This is a genomic window from Gottfriedia acidiceleris (assembly GCF_002128425.1).
In the GTDB taxonomy this organism is placed as follows: domain Bacteria; phylum Bacillota; class Bacilli; order Bacillales; family Bacillaceae_G; genus Gottfriedia; species Gottfriedia acidiceleris.
Genome location: NZ_NESS01000008.1, coordinates 92,564 through 105,764, shown reverse-complemented (window position 1 = coordinate 105,764; position 13,201 = coordinate 92,564). Strand labels below are relative to the sequence as shown.

Annotated in this window: 13 protein-coding genes; 8 read left to right on the top strand and 5 right to left on the bottom strand. The window is 35.0% G+C overall.

Translation table 11 applies throughout. The features are described from left to right. Window positions 1-22 precede the first annotated feature (22 nt). Entirely contained in the window at window positions 23-1,579 is a 1,557-nt protein-coding gene (locus B6K90_RS15830) for a glutathione ABC transporter substrate-binding protein (protein ID WP_088013730.1), read from the bottom strand. Window positions 1,580-1,791: 212 nt separating this feature from the next. On the opposite strand from B6K90_RS15830, the gene nikC reads away from it, so the two are divergent. From nikC to B6K90_RS15795, 7 genes are all read left to right on the top strand, one after another. Beyond that, entirely contained in the window at window positions 1,792-2,694 is a 903-nt protein-coding gene (nikC, locus tag B6K90_RS15825) for a nickel transporter permease (RefSeq protein WP_088013729.1), read from the top strand. 12 nt (window positions 2,695-2,706) lie between these two features. Further along, window positions 2,707-3,627 (top strand): ABC transporter permease, encoded by a 921-nt coding sequence (locus B6K90_RS15820; protein ID WP_088013728.1) that lies wholly within the window; start codon window positions 2,707-2,709, stop codon window positions 3,625-3,627. 12 nt (window positions 3,628-3,639) lie between these two features. Beyond that, complete coding sequence (locus B6K90_RS15815; RefSeq protein WP_088013727.1) at window positions 3,640-4,665, top strand: ABC transporter ATP-binding protein; 1,026 nt, start codon at window positions 3,640-3,642, stop codon at window positions 4,663-4,665. Next, the gene (locus B6K90_RS15810; protein WP_088013726.1) at window positions 4,665-5,651 is read left to right on the top strand and encodes an ABC transporter ATP-binding protein; all 987 of its coding nucleotides are present in this window, start codon (window positions 4,665-4,667) and stop codon (window positions 5,649-5,651) included. Before B6K90_RS15815 ends, B6K90_RS15810 begins: the two co-directional genes overlap by 1 nt. A 355-nt stretch (window positions 5,652-6,006) precedes the next feature. Next, the gene (locus tag B6K90_RS15805) at window positions 6,007-6,756 is read left to right on the top strand and encodes a sensor histidine kinase (protein WP_088013725.1); all 750 of its coding nucleotides are present in this window, start codon (window positions 6,007-6,009) and stop codon (window positions 6,754-6,756) included. Window positions 6,757-6,771: 15 nt separating this feature from the next. After that, entirely contained in the window at window positions 6,772-7,470 is a 699-nt protein-coding gene (locus B6K90_RS15800; protein WP_088013724.1) for a response regulator transcription factor, read from the top strand. A gap of 3 nt (window positions 7,471-7,473) precedes the next feature. Further along, window positions 7,474-8,793, top strand: coding sequence for an SLC5/6 family protein (locus B6K90_RS15795; RefSeq protein WP_088013723.1), 1,320 nt, complete (start codon window positions 7,474-7,476; stop codon window positions 8,791-8,793). A gap of 112 nt (window positions 8,794-8,905) precedes the next feature. Here the strand turns inward: B6K90_RS15795 and B6K90_RS15790 are convergent, their stop codons facing one another. Continuing rightward, window positions 8,906-9,781 (bottom strand): peptidoglycan-binding domain-containing protein, encoded by an 876-nt coding sequence (locus tag B6K90_RS15790; protein WP_217348758.1) that lies wholly within the window; start codon window positions 9,779-9,781, stop codon window positions 8,906-8,908. A 237-nt stretch (window positions 9,782-10,018) separates the two neighbouring features. On the opposite strand from B6K90_RS15790, the gene B6K90_RS15785 reads away from it, so the two are divergent. Further along, window positions 10,019-10,690, top strand: a complete 672-nt coding sequence (locus tag B6K90_RS15785) for a Rossmann-fold NAD(P)-binding domain-containing protein (RefSeq protein ID WP_088013722.1) — start codon at window positions 10,019-10,021, stop codon at window positions 10,688-10,690. A gap of 91 nt (window positions 10,691-10,781) precedes the next feature. On the opposite strand, the gene B6K90_RS15780 is transcribed toward B6K90_RS15785, so the two are convergent. The 3 genes from B6K90_RS15780 to B6K90_RS15770 form a co-directional block, all read right to left on the bottom strand. After that, entirely contained in the window at window positions 10,782-10,976 is a 195-nt protein-coding gene (locus B6K90_RS15780) for a hypothetical protein (protein ID WP_088013721.1), read from the bottom strand. A 133-nt stretch (window positions 10,977-11,109) separates the two neighbouring features. Beyond that, window positions 11,110-12,444 carry a tRNA (N(6)-L-threonylcarbamoyladenosine(37)-C(2))-methylthiotransferase MtaB gene (gene mtaB, locus B6K90_RS15775; RefSeq protein ID WP_088013720.1) on the bottom strand — a complete coding sequence of 445 codons (1,335 nt, stop codon included), beginning with the start codon at window positions 12,442-12,444 and terminating at the stop codon, window positions 11,110-11,112. Window positions 12,445-12,448: 4 nt separating this feature from the next. Beyond that, window positions 12,449-13,201 (bottom strand): 16S rRNA (uracil(1498)-N(3))-methyltransferase, encoded by a 753-nt coding sequence (locus B6K90_RS15770; protein ID WP_088013719.1) that lies wholly within the window; start codon window positions 13,199-13,201, stop codon window positions 12,449-12,451.

Below are 13,201 nucleotides of genomic sequence, written 5' to 3'. Positions count from 1 at the left end.
TGCTGTTTCATCTTTAATTTCCTTATTTCACTGTTACATCATCAAGCATTAAATAACTTGCTGGGTTTAACCAAAGTCCTTTAACTGTTGAGCCAGTAACTGCTAAATGCTCATAGTTACGAATAGGAACATATGGTACATCTTCGTTTTCAATTTTTTGTGCTTGAGCATATAGATCTTTACGTTTTTCACTATCCGCTTCTTGACGAGCTGATTCGATTAGCTTATCTACTTCAGGGTTACTATAGAATGAACTATTTCCTGCTGCACCTTGGGATTTACTATCAAATAAGTTAAATTGGTTATAGTCCCCATCACCAGTAGCATTTCCCCATCCACCAATCGCAACTTGATGTCCACCTTTTGCGATTGTATCAATATAAGCCCCGTATTCAAGAACTTGGATTTTTACATTAATACCAATACCTTTTAATTGTGATTGAATTACTTCAGCCATATTTATTCTTTCTTTACGATCACTAGTTGTAAGTGTAAAAGATAGGCCGTCTTTAATTCCTGCTTCTTTTAATAGCTTCTTAGATTCATTAATATCGTAGTCATAGCCTTTAATATTTGAATCATAACCAAAAACTTTAGGGCTCATTGTTGAATTTGCTTTAGTTCCAACATTGTTATATACGCCTTTAATAATTGAATCTACTTGAATTGCATGTGCAATCGCTTTACGGACACGAACATCATTAAATGGTTTTTTCTTTGTATTGAAGCTTAAATATTCAACAGCTAGTCCATCTGTACGGTATAAATCCATTGTGTCAGAAGCTTCTATACGATCAATTTCTGTTACTGGCACTTGGTCAGTTACATGTGCTTCACCAGTTTCAATCATCGCTAGTCTTGTAGCATCTTCAGGAACTACTTTAAAGACTACACCATCAATTTTAGGTTTATTTCCCCAGTAATCTTTATTTTTTTCAATTTTAATTTCTTCTCCTGATTTCCAAGATTTAAATACATAAGGACCAGTTCCAACTGGATTTCGTCCAATTTTATCACTGTTTTCTTTAATCGATTTTGGACTAATAATACTTCCTTCATTGCTCATTAAAATTGATAAAAGTGGAGCATATGGATATTTCAAAATAAATTGAACTGTGTTATCGTCTACCACTTTAACTTCTTTTATCATTTCAAATTTACCAGCCTGAGGTGATGCAGTTTTTGGGTCAAGCACTCGATCAAAATTTGTTTTAACTGCATCTGCATTAAATGGTGATCCATCCTGGAACTTAACGCCTTGACGTAATTTGAACTCCCAAGTCACGTTATCTACTTGCTTCCATTCTGTTGCTAAAAGAGGCTGTGGTTCCATATTTTTATCTGGTTCAACTAAAGTTTCATATACCTTTTCATAAACAACGTTTGCTGATGGTATATCAGTAATAAAATGTGGATCTAATGTAGTCGCATCAGATAATCTAGCTACGACCAAAGTTCCTCCTGCTATTGCTTTTGTTCCTGTTGCACTACTGCTTGTTTGGTCAGATGTACAACCAGCAAGCGCTGTAGAAATTGTTAATAATGATGCAAATAATAATCCAGCTGTCTTTTTCTTCATTGTTTTCTTCCTCCTCTTAATACTTGCCCTATGATTCTCTTAATTCACCATTTTTCCTGAGTACGTAGGCTTATTCAAATTATAAAAAAAAATAAAATTTTATATTTTCAGAATCTTTACTCGTTTTTTAATTATCTTTACTGCTTTTCCGCATTATATTTACTTCAATTCCAATTTTGCATAAATTTAAACAAAGAAAAGGGGGAAAAAGAATGAAACCAGAGATTGTATTGAATAACAATGAAATCAAATTAGAAAAAAAAGAATCTCAAAAACTAAAAAGATGGAAAGTATTTTATAAGAAGTTTAGTAAAAATAAATTGGCACTAGTTGGAGGATATATAGTACTTTTTTATATTTTAGTAGCTATTTTTGCACCACTCATTTCGCCGAAGGATCCTTTTGCAATTGATTTAATGAACAAACTGCACACTCCTTCACTAGAACATTGGATGGGAACAGATGATAAAGGAAGAGATATTTTAAGCAGAATCATTTATGGAAGTCGTCTCTCAATTTCTGTCGGTTTCATATCTGTCTTATTTGGAGCAATTTTCGGAATCACTCTCGGGTTATTAGCAGGTTATTACGGAAAATGGATCGACACAATTATTATGAGGGTTGTTGATGTTTTACTAGCGTTCCCTGGAATTTTATTAGCACTTGCAATTATTAGTGCGCTTGGTCCTAGTCTTATTAATGTAATGGTAGCTGTTGGTATCTTTTCAATCCCAACGTTTGCACGAATCGTTAGGGGATCTACATTATCTGTTAGAAAGCTTGAGTATATAGATGCAATTCGTTCATTAGGTGCAACTGATGCAACAATTATTTTTAAACATATTTTTCCGAATATTCTTTCGCCAATAATTGTCCAAGCTACGTTAAAACTTGCAACAGCGATTTTATCAGCAGCTGGCTTATCATACCTCGGATTAGGTGCTCAGCCTCCTTCTCCAGAATGGGGAGCTATGTTAAGTAGTGGACGTGATTATTTATTCACTGCACCCCACATCGCCTTATTTCCAGGTATCGCAATTTCAACACTTGTATTAGGATTTAATATTTTCGGGGATGGACTAAGAGATGCTCTTGATCCAAGAATGAAAAAATAAGGAGGAAAGTAAATGTTTCTATTTATTGTTAGAAGAATTATACAAACTATTCCAGTTTTACTTGGTGTAAGCTTAGTCGTTTTCCTTATCATGCAGATGGTTCCAGGAGATCCAGCAACTCTACTTGCTGGTGAAGGTGCTACGAAACAAACAATCGAAATGATTCGTCATCAACTTGGACTTGATCGTCCTGTCGCTATTCAGTATTTCGATTATGTATACCATGTACTTCAAGGAGATTTCGGCGAATCACTTCGAAATAATCGTCCAGTATTAGATGAGATTATGATTCGTTTGCCAATTACAATAGAACTTGCACTTGCTAGTATTTTCATTACTGTTGTACTTGGTATGTTAGCAGGAATTATATCAGCGACGAAACAGTACTCAGTAGCTGATATTACAATTATGATTGTCGCTTTACTAGGAATCTCTTTACCAAGTTTCTGGTTTGGTTTAATGCTAATCTACTTCTTTTCAGTTAATCTTCATATATTTCCAGTTGCTGGTTGGGGAACGTTTAAACATATGGTACTACCAGCATTAACATTAGGTGCAGGGGGTGCTGCAATTGTAGCTAGAATGACTAGATCAAGTATGTTAGAAGTTGTTCGTCAAGACTATATGCGTACAGCAAGAGCAAAAGGTTTAAAGGAACATATCATTATTTACAAACACGGTCTAAAAAATGCATTAATTCCAGTTATTACTGTTGTTGGTCTACAATTTGGTGCATTACTTGGCGGTACCGTTTTAACAGAGTCAGTTTTTGCAATTAATGGACTTGGTAGATTAATAGTCGATGCAATTCGAACAAGAGATTTACCTATGGTTCAAGGTGGCGTATTAATCGCTTCAGTCATCTTTGTATTTATGAATCTAGCTGTTGATATATTATACCGATACTTTAATAAACGAGTTGACTTGAATTAGGGAGGTACAATCATGAAAAAAATTGATGAAACAATTCTTGAGGTTAATAATCTGCAGACCTACTTTTATACAGAAGATGGAATTAGCAAAGCAGTTAATGGAATTAGCTTTAAATTAAAAAAAGGTGAAACACTTGGAATAGTAGGAGAATCTGGAAGTGGTAAAAGTATTACTTCATTATCCCTTTTACGATTAATACCCTCTCCTCCAGGAAAAATAACTGGTGGAAGTATTCTTTTTAAAGGTGAAGACTTACTAGCAAAAACTGAAAAACAGATGCGTTCCATTCGAGGAAATGAAATTTCGATGATCTTTCAAGAGCCAATGACATCTTTAAATCCTGTTTATTCAGCTGGCGAACAAATTGCAGAAGCGATTCGTCTTCACCAAAAATTAAGCAAAAAGGAAGCTTGGGATAAAGCAGTAGAAATGCTGCGACTTGTAGGGATCCCTTCTCCTGAAAAACGTGCAAAGCAAGAACCACATGAACTTAGTGGTGGAATGAGACAAAGAGTTATGATCGCAATGGCACTTGCTTGTCATCCAGAAGTGCTAATCGCAGATGAACCAACTACCGCTCTTGATGTGACTATTCAAGCTCAAATTCTTGAATTAATTAAATCACTTCAAAAGGAACTCGGTACAGCAGTTATATTAATTACACATGATTTAGGCGTAGTTTATGAGACTTGCGATCAAGTAGCTGTCATGTACGCTGGAAGAATCGTGGAATATACTTCAGCAAAAGAACTTTTTAATAGTCCTAAGCATCCATACACAATCGGGTTATTAAACTCTCTTCCACGTCTTGATATGGATCAAGATGAATTAACAACAATTCCTGGTACTGTACCAAGTCCATTCAATATGCCTAAAGGCTGTAGTTTTGCACCTCGATGCGCACACGCAAAGGCAATTTGTCATCAGTCAGTGCCGGATTTACAAACAATTGATAAAAATACTGAGGTCAGCTGTTGGATGTACACATCACAATGGGAAACAGAGCATTCCATCAAAGAGAAAGTAGGGATTGAATAATGGCATTACAACTAGTGGATAAAAAAATACTCCTTAATGTAGATCATTTAAAACAATACTTTCCAATTAAAGGTGGCATTTTAGGAAGAACGGTTAATCATGTAAAAGCTGTCGACGATATTAGCTTCCACATTTATGAAGGAGAAACTTTAAGTATAGTTGGAGAATCCGGTTGTGGTAAGTCTACTACTGGTAGAGCCATCCTAAGATTAGACGAGCCGACAAGTGGAAGCATTCATTTTAAAGAAAAAGATTTATTAAGCTTAGGAAAAAAAGAAATGCGTAAAATAAGAAAGGATCTACAAGTAATCTTCCAAGATCCGTTTGCCTCACTTAACCCTAGACAAACAATTGGACAAATTTTAGGTGAAGCATTAGCCATTCAAAATGTCGTTCCAAAAGAACAACGTAAAGCTAGAATTGAGGAATTATTAGGACATGTTGGATTAAGACCTGAAGCAATGGATCGATACCCACATGAATTTAGTGGTGGTCAACGTCAACGTGTCGGAATTGCACGTGCACTTGCAGTTGATCCAAAACTAATCATTTGTGATGAAGCAGTATCTGCACTAGATGTTTCAATCCAAGCCCAAGTATTAAACTTATTAAAATCATTACAGAAAAAATTCTCACTTACCTTTTTTTTCATCTCACATGATTTAGGTGTAGTAAGACATATTTCTGACCGAGTAATGGTAATGTATTTAGGAAAAATTGTTGAGATTGCCGATAAAAAATCTATTTTCGAAAATCCGCAGCATCCTTATACACGTGCACTATTATCTGCTATTCCAGTGCCAAATCCAGTGCATGAAAGAGAACGAATCATCTTAACAGGAGATGTACCTTCTCCAATCAATCCTCCAAGCGGCTGTCGTTTTCACACAAGATGCCCTTTCGCGATCGATATTTGCAAAACTAAAGTACCTGAATTAAAATTATCTGAGCAAAATCATCAAGTTGCTTGTCACATAATTAATTAAATAGTATTCTTATAGGCGTGAAGAGAAGGAAATGATGTGAATATAAACTTAATCCTGCTATATTAACGTGGAAATCAACCTTCTTCTATTAAAAATATTAAATCGTTTTTAAATAGGATTATAAATAGAAAGTTAATCGGAACAAAATGTTCTAGGCTCCTATGGAAAATGTGAGAAGGCGCTGGGACTACCTTGGAATGAAACACAACAAGGATACTCACTCTCATCCCATAGAATGCGAGCAACTGTAGTTGAAATCAACCATCTTCTTTAATAGAAATCATCATTCAACACTTATAAACAAAGTTTTCAAAAAAATTAAAAATATTACTAAAATAACTATTTGAGGTTCTTCATGCTTAGTTACGAGGGATTTACTTTACTAATTATGCTATTTATTTTAGCTCCTATTATGGGAGCTATTGCTTTATTATTTTTGTTTATCTTTGAAAAAAGAATTGACTTACTTGAAAATAAAAATAGAGAAATTCGATTAGAGCATGCATTACAAGAAGCTCAATACAATAAATTAAACCAACAAATTCAACCGCACTTTTTATTTAATACACTTAATGTCATATTAAGCTTAGCGCGTTTAAATCGAACCTCCGAATTAATCCGGGCTCTAGAAACATTCTCTCAATTTTTAAAATTTAAATATAAATCGTCAGAGCCATTAATTCCTTTAGATCAAGAAATACAATATACTCAATATTATTTAGACATCCAAAGTCTACGGTTTGGAGAGCGTCTTAAAACTCAGTTAGAATGTCCAAAAGATTTATATCATGCGCTAGTCCCCCCTTTTATTTTGCAAACCTTAGTAGAAAATTCATTTAAACACGGTTTAGAAAAAAAGGTTGGAGATGCCTTACTGAATATTCTATTCTATCAAGATTCTGAGCTAGTTTGTTTAGAAGTAATTGATAATGGTTTATTGGGAATGACTAATTCTTTTTCTAATCAAGAAGGCCATGGATTAGACAATATAAAAAAGAGATTACAACTATATTTTGGTAACAGTGGACATGTACTGATTACATCAAATGAATCAGGAACAAATGTTAAAGTCGTTTGGCCACTTATATATGACTCTAAAGAGTAAAGGAGGGACAATGAAATGAATGTATTATTAGTAGATGATGAACCATTAGAGCTTGAACAAATGGAATATTTGATAAAAAATATGTTTCCATTATGGAAGTTTTATAAAGCTGCTGATGCATGCCAAGCAATAACAATTAATCAAAATCATAAAATTAACATAGCATTTCTAGATATTAATCTTCCTGGACGTTCTGGATTAGAGTTTGGCGAAGAGCTTAGAGCACAAAATAAGGACGTAGATATTATTATGGTTACAGCATATCAAAGTTTTGATTATGCTCAACAGTCAATCCGAATCGGCGTTCTAGATTATTTAACAAAGCCAATCATTGAAAGTGAATTATATAAAGTTTTATCTAAATATAGTGATACTGATACGTCAAACCAGTATTCTAGTTTAATACATCAAACTCTTTTATATATTCATGATCATTTCGCTGAAAAACTATCTCTTTCTGACGTAGCTAAAGAGGTTCACACGAATCATACTTATTTAAGTAGAAAATTTCACGAAGAAGTTGGTGTATCGTTTTCAGAATATTTAATAGACTATAGAATAAAAGCTGCTAAGCGATTTTTAACAAATAATCCAAATTGGAACATATCCGATGTGGCAGAAAACTCAGGCTTTAATAGTCAGCATTACTTTAGTACTTTATTCCGTAAAATTGAGGGAATTACTCCAAAAGAGTATCGTGAGAAAGGAAAATAAACAGTGATTTCACGTTCATTTAAAGAATACGTACAAGGCCCTATTCAAATTGGAATGGGAATGGGAATTATTTCTCTCTTGGCACGTTGGGTAACAGGAACTACGATATTATCTTCGCCAGAATCGATGATTAAATATGGTGTATTTGGTGGAATCGGATATGCATTTTTAGGTGCTATTGCTTTATTTGTATTTAGTTTTATTGGGAAAAAGGTTCGACAGGAGTATCCTGATGGTTTAACAATTGGAGATTATTTGAAGAAGAAACTACATCCACTCGGTTATTGGATTATGATTTGTATTTTAATTTTAACTAGTTTACACATATTATATATACAGTCGATGACTGCATCTACTTTATTTCATTTTCTATTTGATTTACCGTTGTCTTTAGAAATATTCATTTTTATATGCTTTTGTGTACTTTTTGCAGGTTTTGGTGGATTAAAGATGATACATGGAATAGCAGGATTCCAAGTCATTACAATGTTTGCAGCGGCAATTTTAATTCCGTTGTATTTTTTCGTAAAAGAGGGCGTTCAGCCTGTATATGATGGGATTAAATTATATCATCCATACATGCTAGTCATTGATCATTACGATTTATGGGGTTTTTTATTTTCAGGCTTATTAGTTGGATTTGGTCAGTTTTTCTTTGACATTACTTCATGGCACCGTTTGTTTATGATTGAAACGAAAAAACTTCCTTTAACATTCTCAATATCCGGATTAATATGGTGTATTTTCCCACTTTCATTTTCATGTCTTTTTATTATTGTTATATTTACAGGTGGATTTACAGATATACAATCAATATTAGTTGGTTTAGCAAATAAAATTACAACACCATTTTTTTTCATACTTTTTGTTTTATGTGCATTTAATGCGATTACCTCTACCTTTGGTGCTGTTTTACATTCGCTTGCTAGTTTAATCGTTATCAATATAATAGAGCCACTTCATACAATAAAAAATGATCATAAAAAAATAAAACTTGCTTATCTTCTATCCGTGATTATTGGAGCAATCATCTTTTTCGCTACAATTATTCAATCAAAAAAAATTATTGAACTATTATTTTATTCGGGAAATGTATATTCTGCATTGTTATTTCCAATTTTAGTAATTGTCTTTAGTAAGGGGAAGGTCGGTAATTACATTCCACTTAGTATTATAATCAGTATTATACTTTCTTATATTGTTCAGCCGTATGTAGGTGAATTTCAAAGCATTTGGTTGAGTTTGTTATTTTCGATTGTGATTATTATTTTTGGTTTTACAATCCAATTTTTTAGCAAGAAAAACACAGTAAATATGTCATAAAAAAGAGCTAATCAAAATATGATTAGCTCTTTTTAATATTGAAGTTTTTATTAGCTGAAATGTAAGTAAAATATTATATTAACTCTCTACCTTCTTAACAAATTATGAGTTCTTAATTTCCGCCCTTGCTTGGTGGTGGATTTTCATTACCACCTTTTTCAGGTTCAGGCTGTTCTGTTCCACCTTTACCAGGCTGTGGTTGTTCTGTTCCACCTTTGCCAGGTTGCGGTTGCTCTGTTCCACCTTTGCCAGGTTGCGGTTGTTCTGTTTTACCTTTACCAGGTTGTTCAACTTGGCCGCCACCAGTTCCTCCGCCAGCACCGCCGCCTTCACCTGCGCCGCCACCAGCTCCTCCGCCAGCACCGCCGCCTTCACCTGCGCCGCCACCAGTTCCTCCGCCGGCACCGCCGCCTTCACCTGCGCCGCCACCAGCTCCTCCGCCAGCACCGCCGCCTTCACCTGCGCCGCCACCAGTTCCTCCGCCAGCACCGCCGCCTTCACCTGCGCCGCCACCAGCTCCTCCGCCTTCACCGCCGCCTTCACCTGCGCCGCCACCAGCTCCTCCGCCAGCACCGCCGCCTTCACCTGCGCCGCCACCAGCTCCGCCGCCTTCACCTGCGCCACCAGCTCCTCCGCCGGCTTTTACAGATTCATATGTATGCATGATAGATGCAAAAGTAGTTGAATCTACTGCACCTGTAACAGGTAATCCGTGAGTCTTTTGATAGTATTTTACACCCTTTATCGTTAAATAATTATAATGCCCATTAATCTTACCTGAGTAACTACCTATCGATTTCAGCATTCCTTGTACCACATATACATCTGGACCTTCTGAACCTTTACCAAATGCATAGCTAGTAGATGACATACCTAATGCAAGCATTGACGAAAGTACAATTGTCCCTAAACCCTTTTTCCCATACTTTAAAATTTTTAATTCCTTACTCTCAGAAGAATAAGGCTTGTCCAACTCGAATTCCTTCATTGATGACACCATCTTTCTAATGATAAGTTTTTAAAACTACAAATTTTAATATTCCCCTATTACAGTCGATAATTCATCTCAGTTCGGTAGCAACGACCTCTTTTATTATAATTTTTTAATATTTCCTTACATAATTTGAATGATAATATTTCAGTTATAAATTGATTATCAAGGAAGAATCATATATTATTTGCCCATGAGACTAAAGCGATGAAAATAAATGATGGAGGTTATACTATGAAGGTTTTACTTTTTGGAGCAACTGGAATGGTTGGTCAAAGTGTATTAAGAGAATGCTTACAAGATTCATCTGTTAGCAAGATTTATTCAGTTGGTCGGAGTATTACGGGTATTCAGCATGAAAAATTCCATGAAATTAAGCATGCTAATCTGCTTGATTTATCTACAATTGAAAGTCAATTATCCGGATTTGATGCATGTTTTTTTTGCCTAGGTGTTTCATCATTTAGAATGAAAGAGGAAGATTATCGTAAAATTACATATGACCTTACATTATCCATCGCACGTACACTATCAAAATTGAATCCTCAAATGACTTTCATTTATGTCACTGGATCAGGTACCGATAGTACAGAGAAGGGTCGTACAATGTGGGCTAGAGTAAAGGGTAAAACAGAAAATGACCTTTTAAAATTACCTTTTAAAGCTGCTTACATGTTCCGTCCAGGAGCAATTATTCCACATAAAGATATACAATCCAAAACTAAACTATATCAATCCATCTATAACGTAATGAAACCAATTTATCCAATCCTAAAAAAAGTTTTCCCAAATTCAATAACGACTTCAGAACAGGTTGGTCGAGCAATGATTAATATGGCAAAAAACGGTTACTCTAAGCCATTAATTGAAATTGAAGATATAAATAAGGCTGCATCAATAAATTAAGAGCAGGATTAAGTGTAGTAAAAACTTCAAATCGAAAAGTTTTTATTTAGTTTAAGTTATTATCTTACACTTCCTGCTCTTTCTACCATTTTCAAGTATTTAAATATGGGGCACCGCGTCTTGTATTGGCCGCGGATGATGCATCATCACTTGTATCTAAGTATGGGCTACCGCCCTCATCGTAATTTACTTTATTTGAACGGTTCTCGCTTGTGTCTAAATATGAGTTGGTAGCAACGTGGATATGATTATCATCAGAATTTCTTTCTCGATTGTGTTTTGTCATATAAATCACCTCCGTATTTCTATTTTGTATGGATTATGACCATAAAATAACAGGTAGTTTGAGGGAATTTTTGAAATAAAAAAGGATAGATAAACCTGATTAACTCAGATTATCTATCCTTTTCTTTATTATTTTAGTTAACTGCTACATCTTCTAAAACTCGGACAAATTCACCTTTATTGACTGGATAACCAGCGTTAGCGATTTTAACTTTTACAATTTTACCGATCATGTCTTCTGTTCCTTCGAACACGACTTTTAGATAATTGTCTGTGTAACCTATTAATAGGCCTTCTGCGCCATCTTCAGTATACTTTTCTTCCGGAATAACTTCTAAAACATCTCCGTCAAACATTGATGCGTATTCTTTTGCAAGTTGATTTGATAATTCAATTAAACGGTGTACACGTTCATTTTTAATTTCTTCGTCAACTTGATCTTCCATACGTGCAGCTGGTGTACCTGTACGTTTAGAGTATGGGAATACGTGTAATTCTGAGAATTTATTATCTCGAATGAAATTGTATGTTTCCATAAACTCTTCTTCAGATTCACCTGGGAAACCTACGATTACATCAGATGTAATTGAACAGTTTGGTAATACTTCACGTAGTTTTTCAATTCTTTCAGCAAACTCAGCCATTGTATATTTACGACGCATACGTTTTAGGACAGTATCTGATCCCGATTGTAATGGTACGTGTAGGTGTCTAACTACAATATTTGAATGACGAAGAACTTCAATTACTTCATCTGTAATTTGACTAGCTTCGATTGAAGAAATTCGAACACGTTTTAATCCTTCAACTGATTCTAAATCTTTTAATAACATTGCTAAGTTGTAATCTTTCATGTCTTGCCCGTATCCACCTGTGTGAATACCAGTTAAAACAATTTCTTTATAGCCAGATTCAACTAATTGCGTAGCTTGTTTTACAACTTCTTTTGGATCACGAGAACGCATTAAACCACGTGCCCATGGAATAATACAAAACGTACAGAAGTTGTTACAGCCTTCTTGAATTTTTAATGAAGCACGTGTACGGTCAGTGAAAGCAGGTACGTCTAATTCTTCATAAACTCGTGCTTTCATAATATTTCCTACGCCATTAATTGGTTGTCGTTCTACACGATATTGCTCGATATAATCCAACATTTTAGTACGGTCTTGTGTACCAACAACGATATCCACCCCAGGAATCGCCATGATTTCCGCTGGTGATGTTTGTGCATAACATCCAGTTACACAAATTACTGCATCTGGATTTTTGCGCACAGCACGACGGATTACTTGTCTACTTTTTTTGTCACCTGTATTTGTAACTGTACAAGTATTAATTACATAAACATCAGCTTTACTTTCGTATTCTGTACGTTCATAGCCTGCTGCTTTAAACAGTTGCCAAATTGCTTCTGTTTCGTAATGGTTAACTTTACAGCCTAATGTATGAAAAGCTACTTGTGGCATTTCTTCACCCCATTAATTCAAAATGAAAGGAGGCAGCAGCTAAAACATAAAATGGTGCTGTTTCTGTTCGCAGAATTCTTGGTCCAAGTCCACATAGTTTTGCACCTTTTTCTTCTAGCTGATCAACTTCTTTATCAGACAAACCACCTTCTGGTCCGAACACTACTAATAATCGTGAACCTTCCTTCAATGACTGGAATGTTTGTACAAGCCCTGCTGATTCTCCTGTTTTTGCACTTTCTTCATATGCAACAATACACGCGTCATAATGCGGTATTGAGTTAAGTAATTGTTGAAAAGACGCTGGCTGTTCTACAGTTGGCACAATAAATCGGTAAGATTGTTCAGCCGCTTCCTTTGCAATCTTTTGCCATCTATCAACCTTTTTACCAGCTTTTTTATCATCTAGTTTGACAATTGACCTAGCTGCAGCAAAAGGTAAAAAACCAGATGCTCCAAGCTCCGTACCTTTTTGTATGATTAACTCTAGTTTATCACCTTTTGGTAGTCCACTAGCAATCGTTATTGATATTGGCAGTTCATTTGTATTCTCAACATATTCTACAACAGCTGCCGTTATTTGTTCACTAGAAATATTTGTAAGTGTACAACGAACAGTTGATGATCCTGGAACTGTACAAATAATTTCTTGATCTAGCTTCATACGCATAACATTAGCAATATGATGAGCATCATCACCAGTTATTGTAACAAGATCATTTTGAAGCTGCGTTTCTTCTATAAAATATCTTTGCAT

Bases quoted from the DNA above. Each gene is read 5' to 3' on its own strand.
- B6K90_RS15785 (WP_088013722.1), top strand. From the start codon at position 10,019: ATGAAGGTTTTACTTTTTGGAGCAACTGGAATGGTTGGTCAAAGTGTA.
- B6K90_RS15790 (WP_217348758.1), bottom strand. From the start codon at position 9,781: ATGAAGGAATTCGAGTTGGACAAGCCTTATTCTTCTGAGAGTAAGGAA.
- B6K90_RS15810 (WP_088013726.1), top strand. From the start codon at position 4,665: ATGGCATTACAACTAGTGGATAAAAAAATACTCCTTAATGTAGATCAT.
- B6K90_RS15780 (WP_088013721.1), bottom strand. From the start codon at position 10,976: ATGACAAAACACAATCGAGAAAGAAATTCTGATGATAATCATATCCAC.
- nikC (WP_088013729.1), top strand. From the start codon at position 1,792: ATGAAACCAGAGATTGTATTGAATAACAATGAAATCAAATTAGAAAAA.
- B6K90_RS15820 (WP_088013728.1), top strand. From the start codon at position 2,707: ATGTTTCTATTTATTGTTAGAAGAATTATACAAACTATTCCAGTTTTA.
- B6K90_RS15805 (WP_088013725.1), top strand. From the start codon at position 6,007: ATGCTTAGTTACGAGGGATTTACTTTACTAATTATGCTATTTATTTTA.
- mtaB (WP_088013720.1), bottom strand. From the start codon at position 12,444: ATGCCACAAGTAGCTTTTCATACATTAGGCTGTAAAGTTAACCATTAC.
- B6K90_RS15800 (WP_088013724.1), top strand. From the start codon at position 6,772: ATGAATGTATTATTAGTAGATGATGAACCATTAGAGCTTGAACAAATG.
- B6K90_RS15770 (WP_088013719.1), bottom strand. From the start codon at position 13,201: ATGCAAAGATATTTTATAGAAGAAACGCAGCTTCAAAATGATCTTGTT.
- B6K90_RS15815 (WP_088013727.1), top strand. From the start codon at position 3,640: ATGAAAAAAATTGATGAAACAATTCTTGAGGTTAATAATCTGCAGACC.
- B6K90_RS15830 (WP_088013730.1), bottom strand. From the start codon at position 1,579: ATGAAGAAAAAGACAGCTGGATTATTATTTGCATCATTATTAACAATT.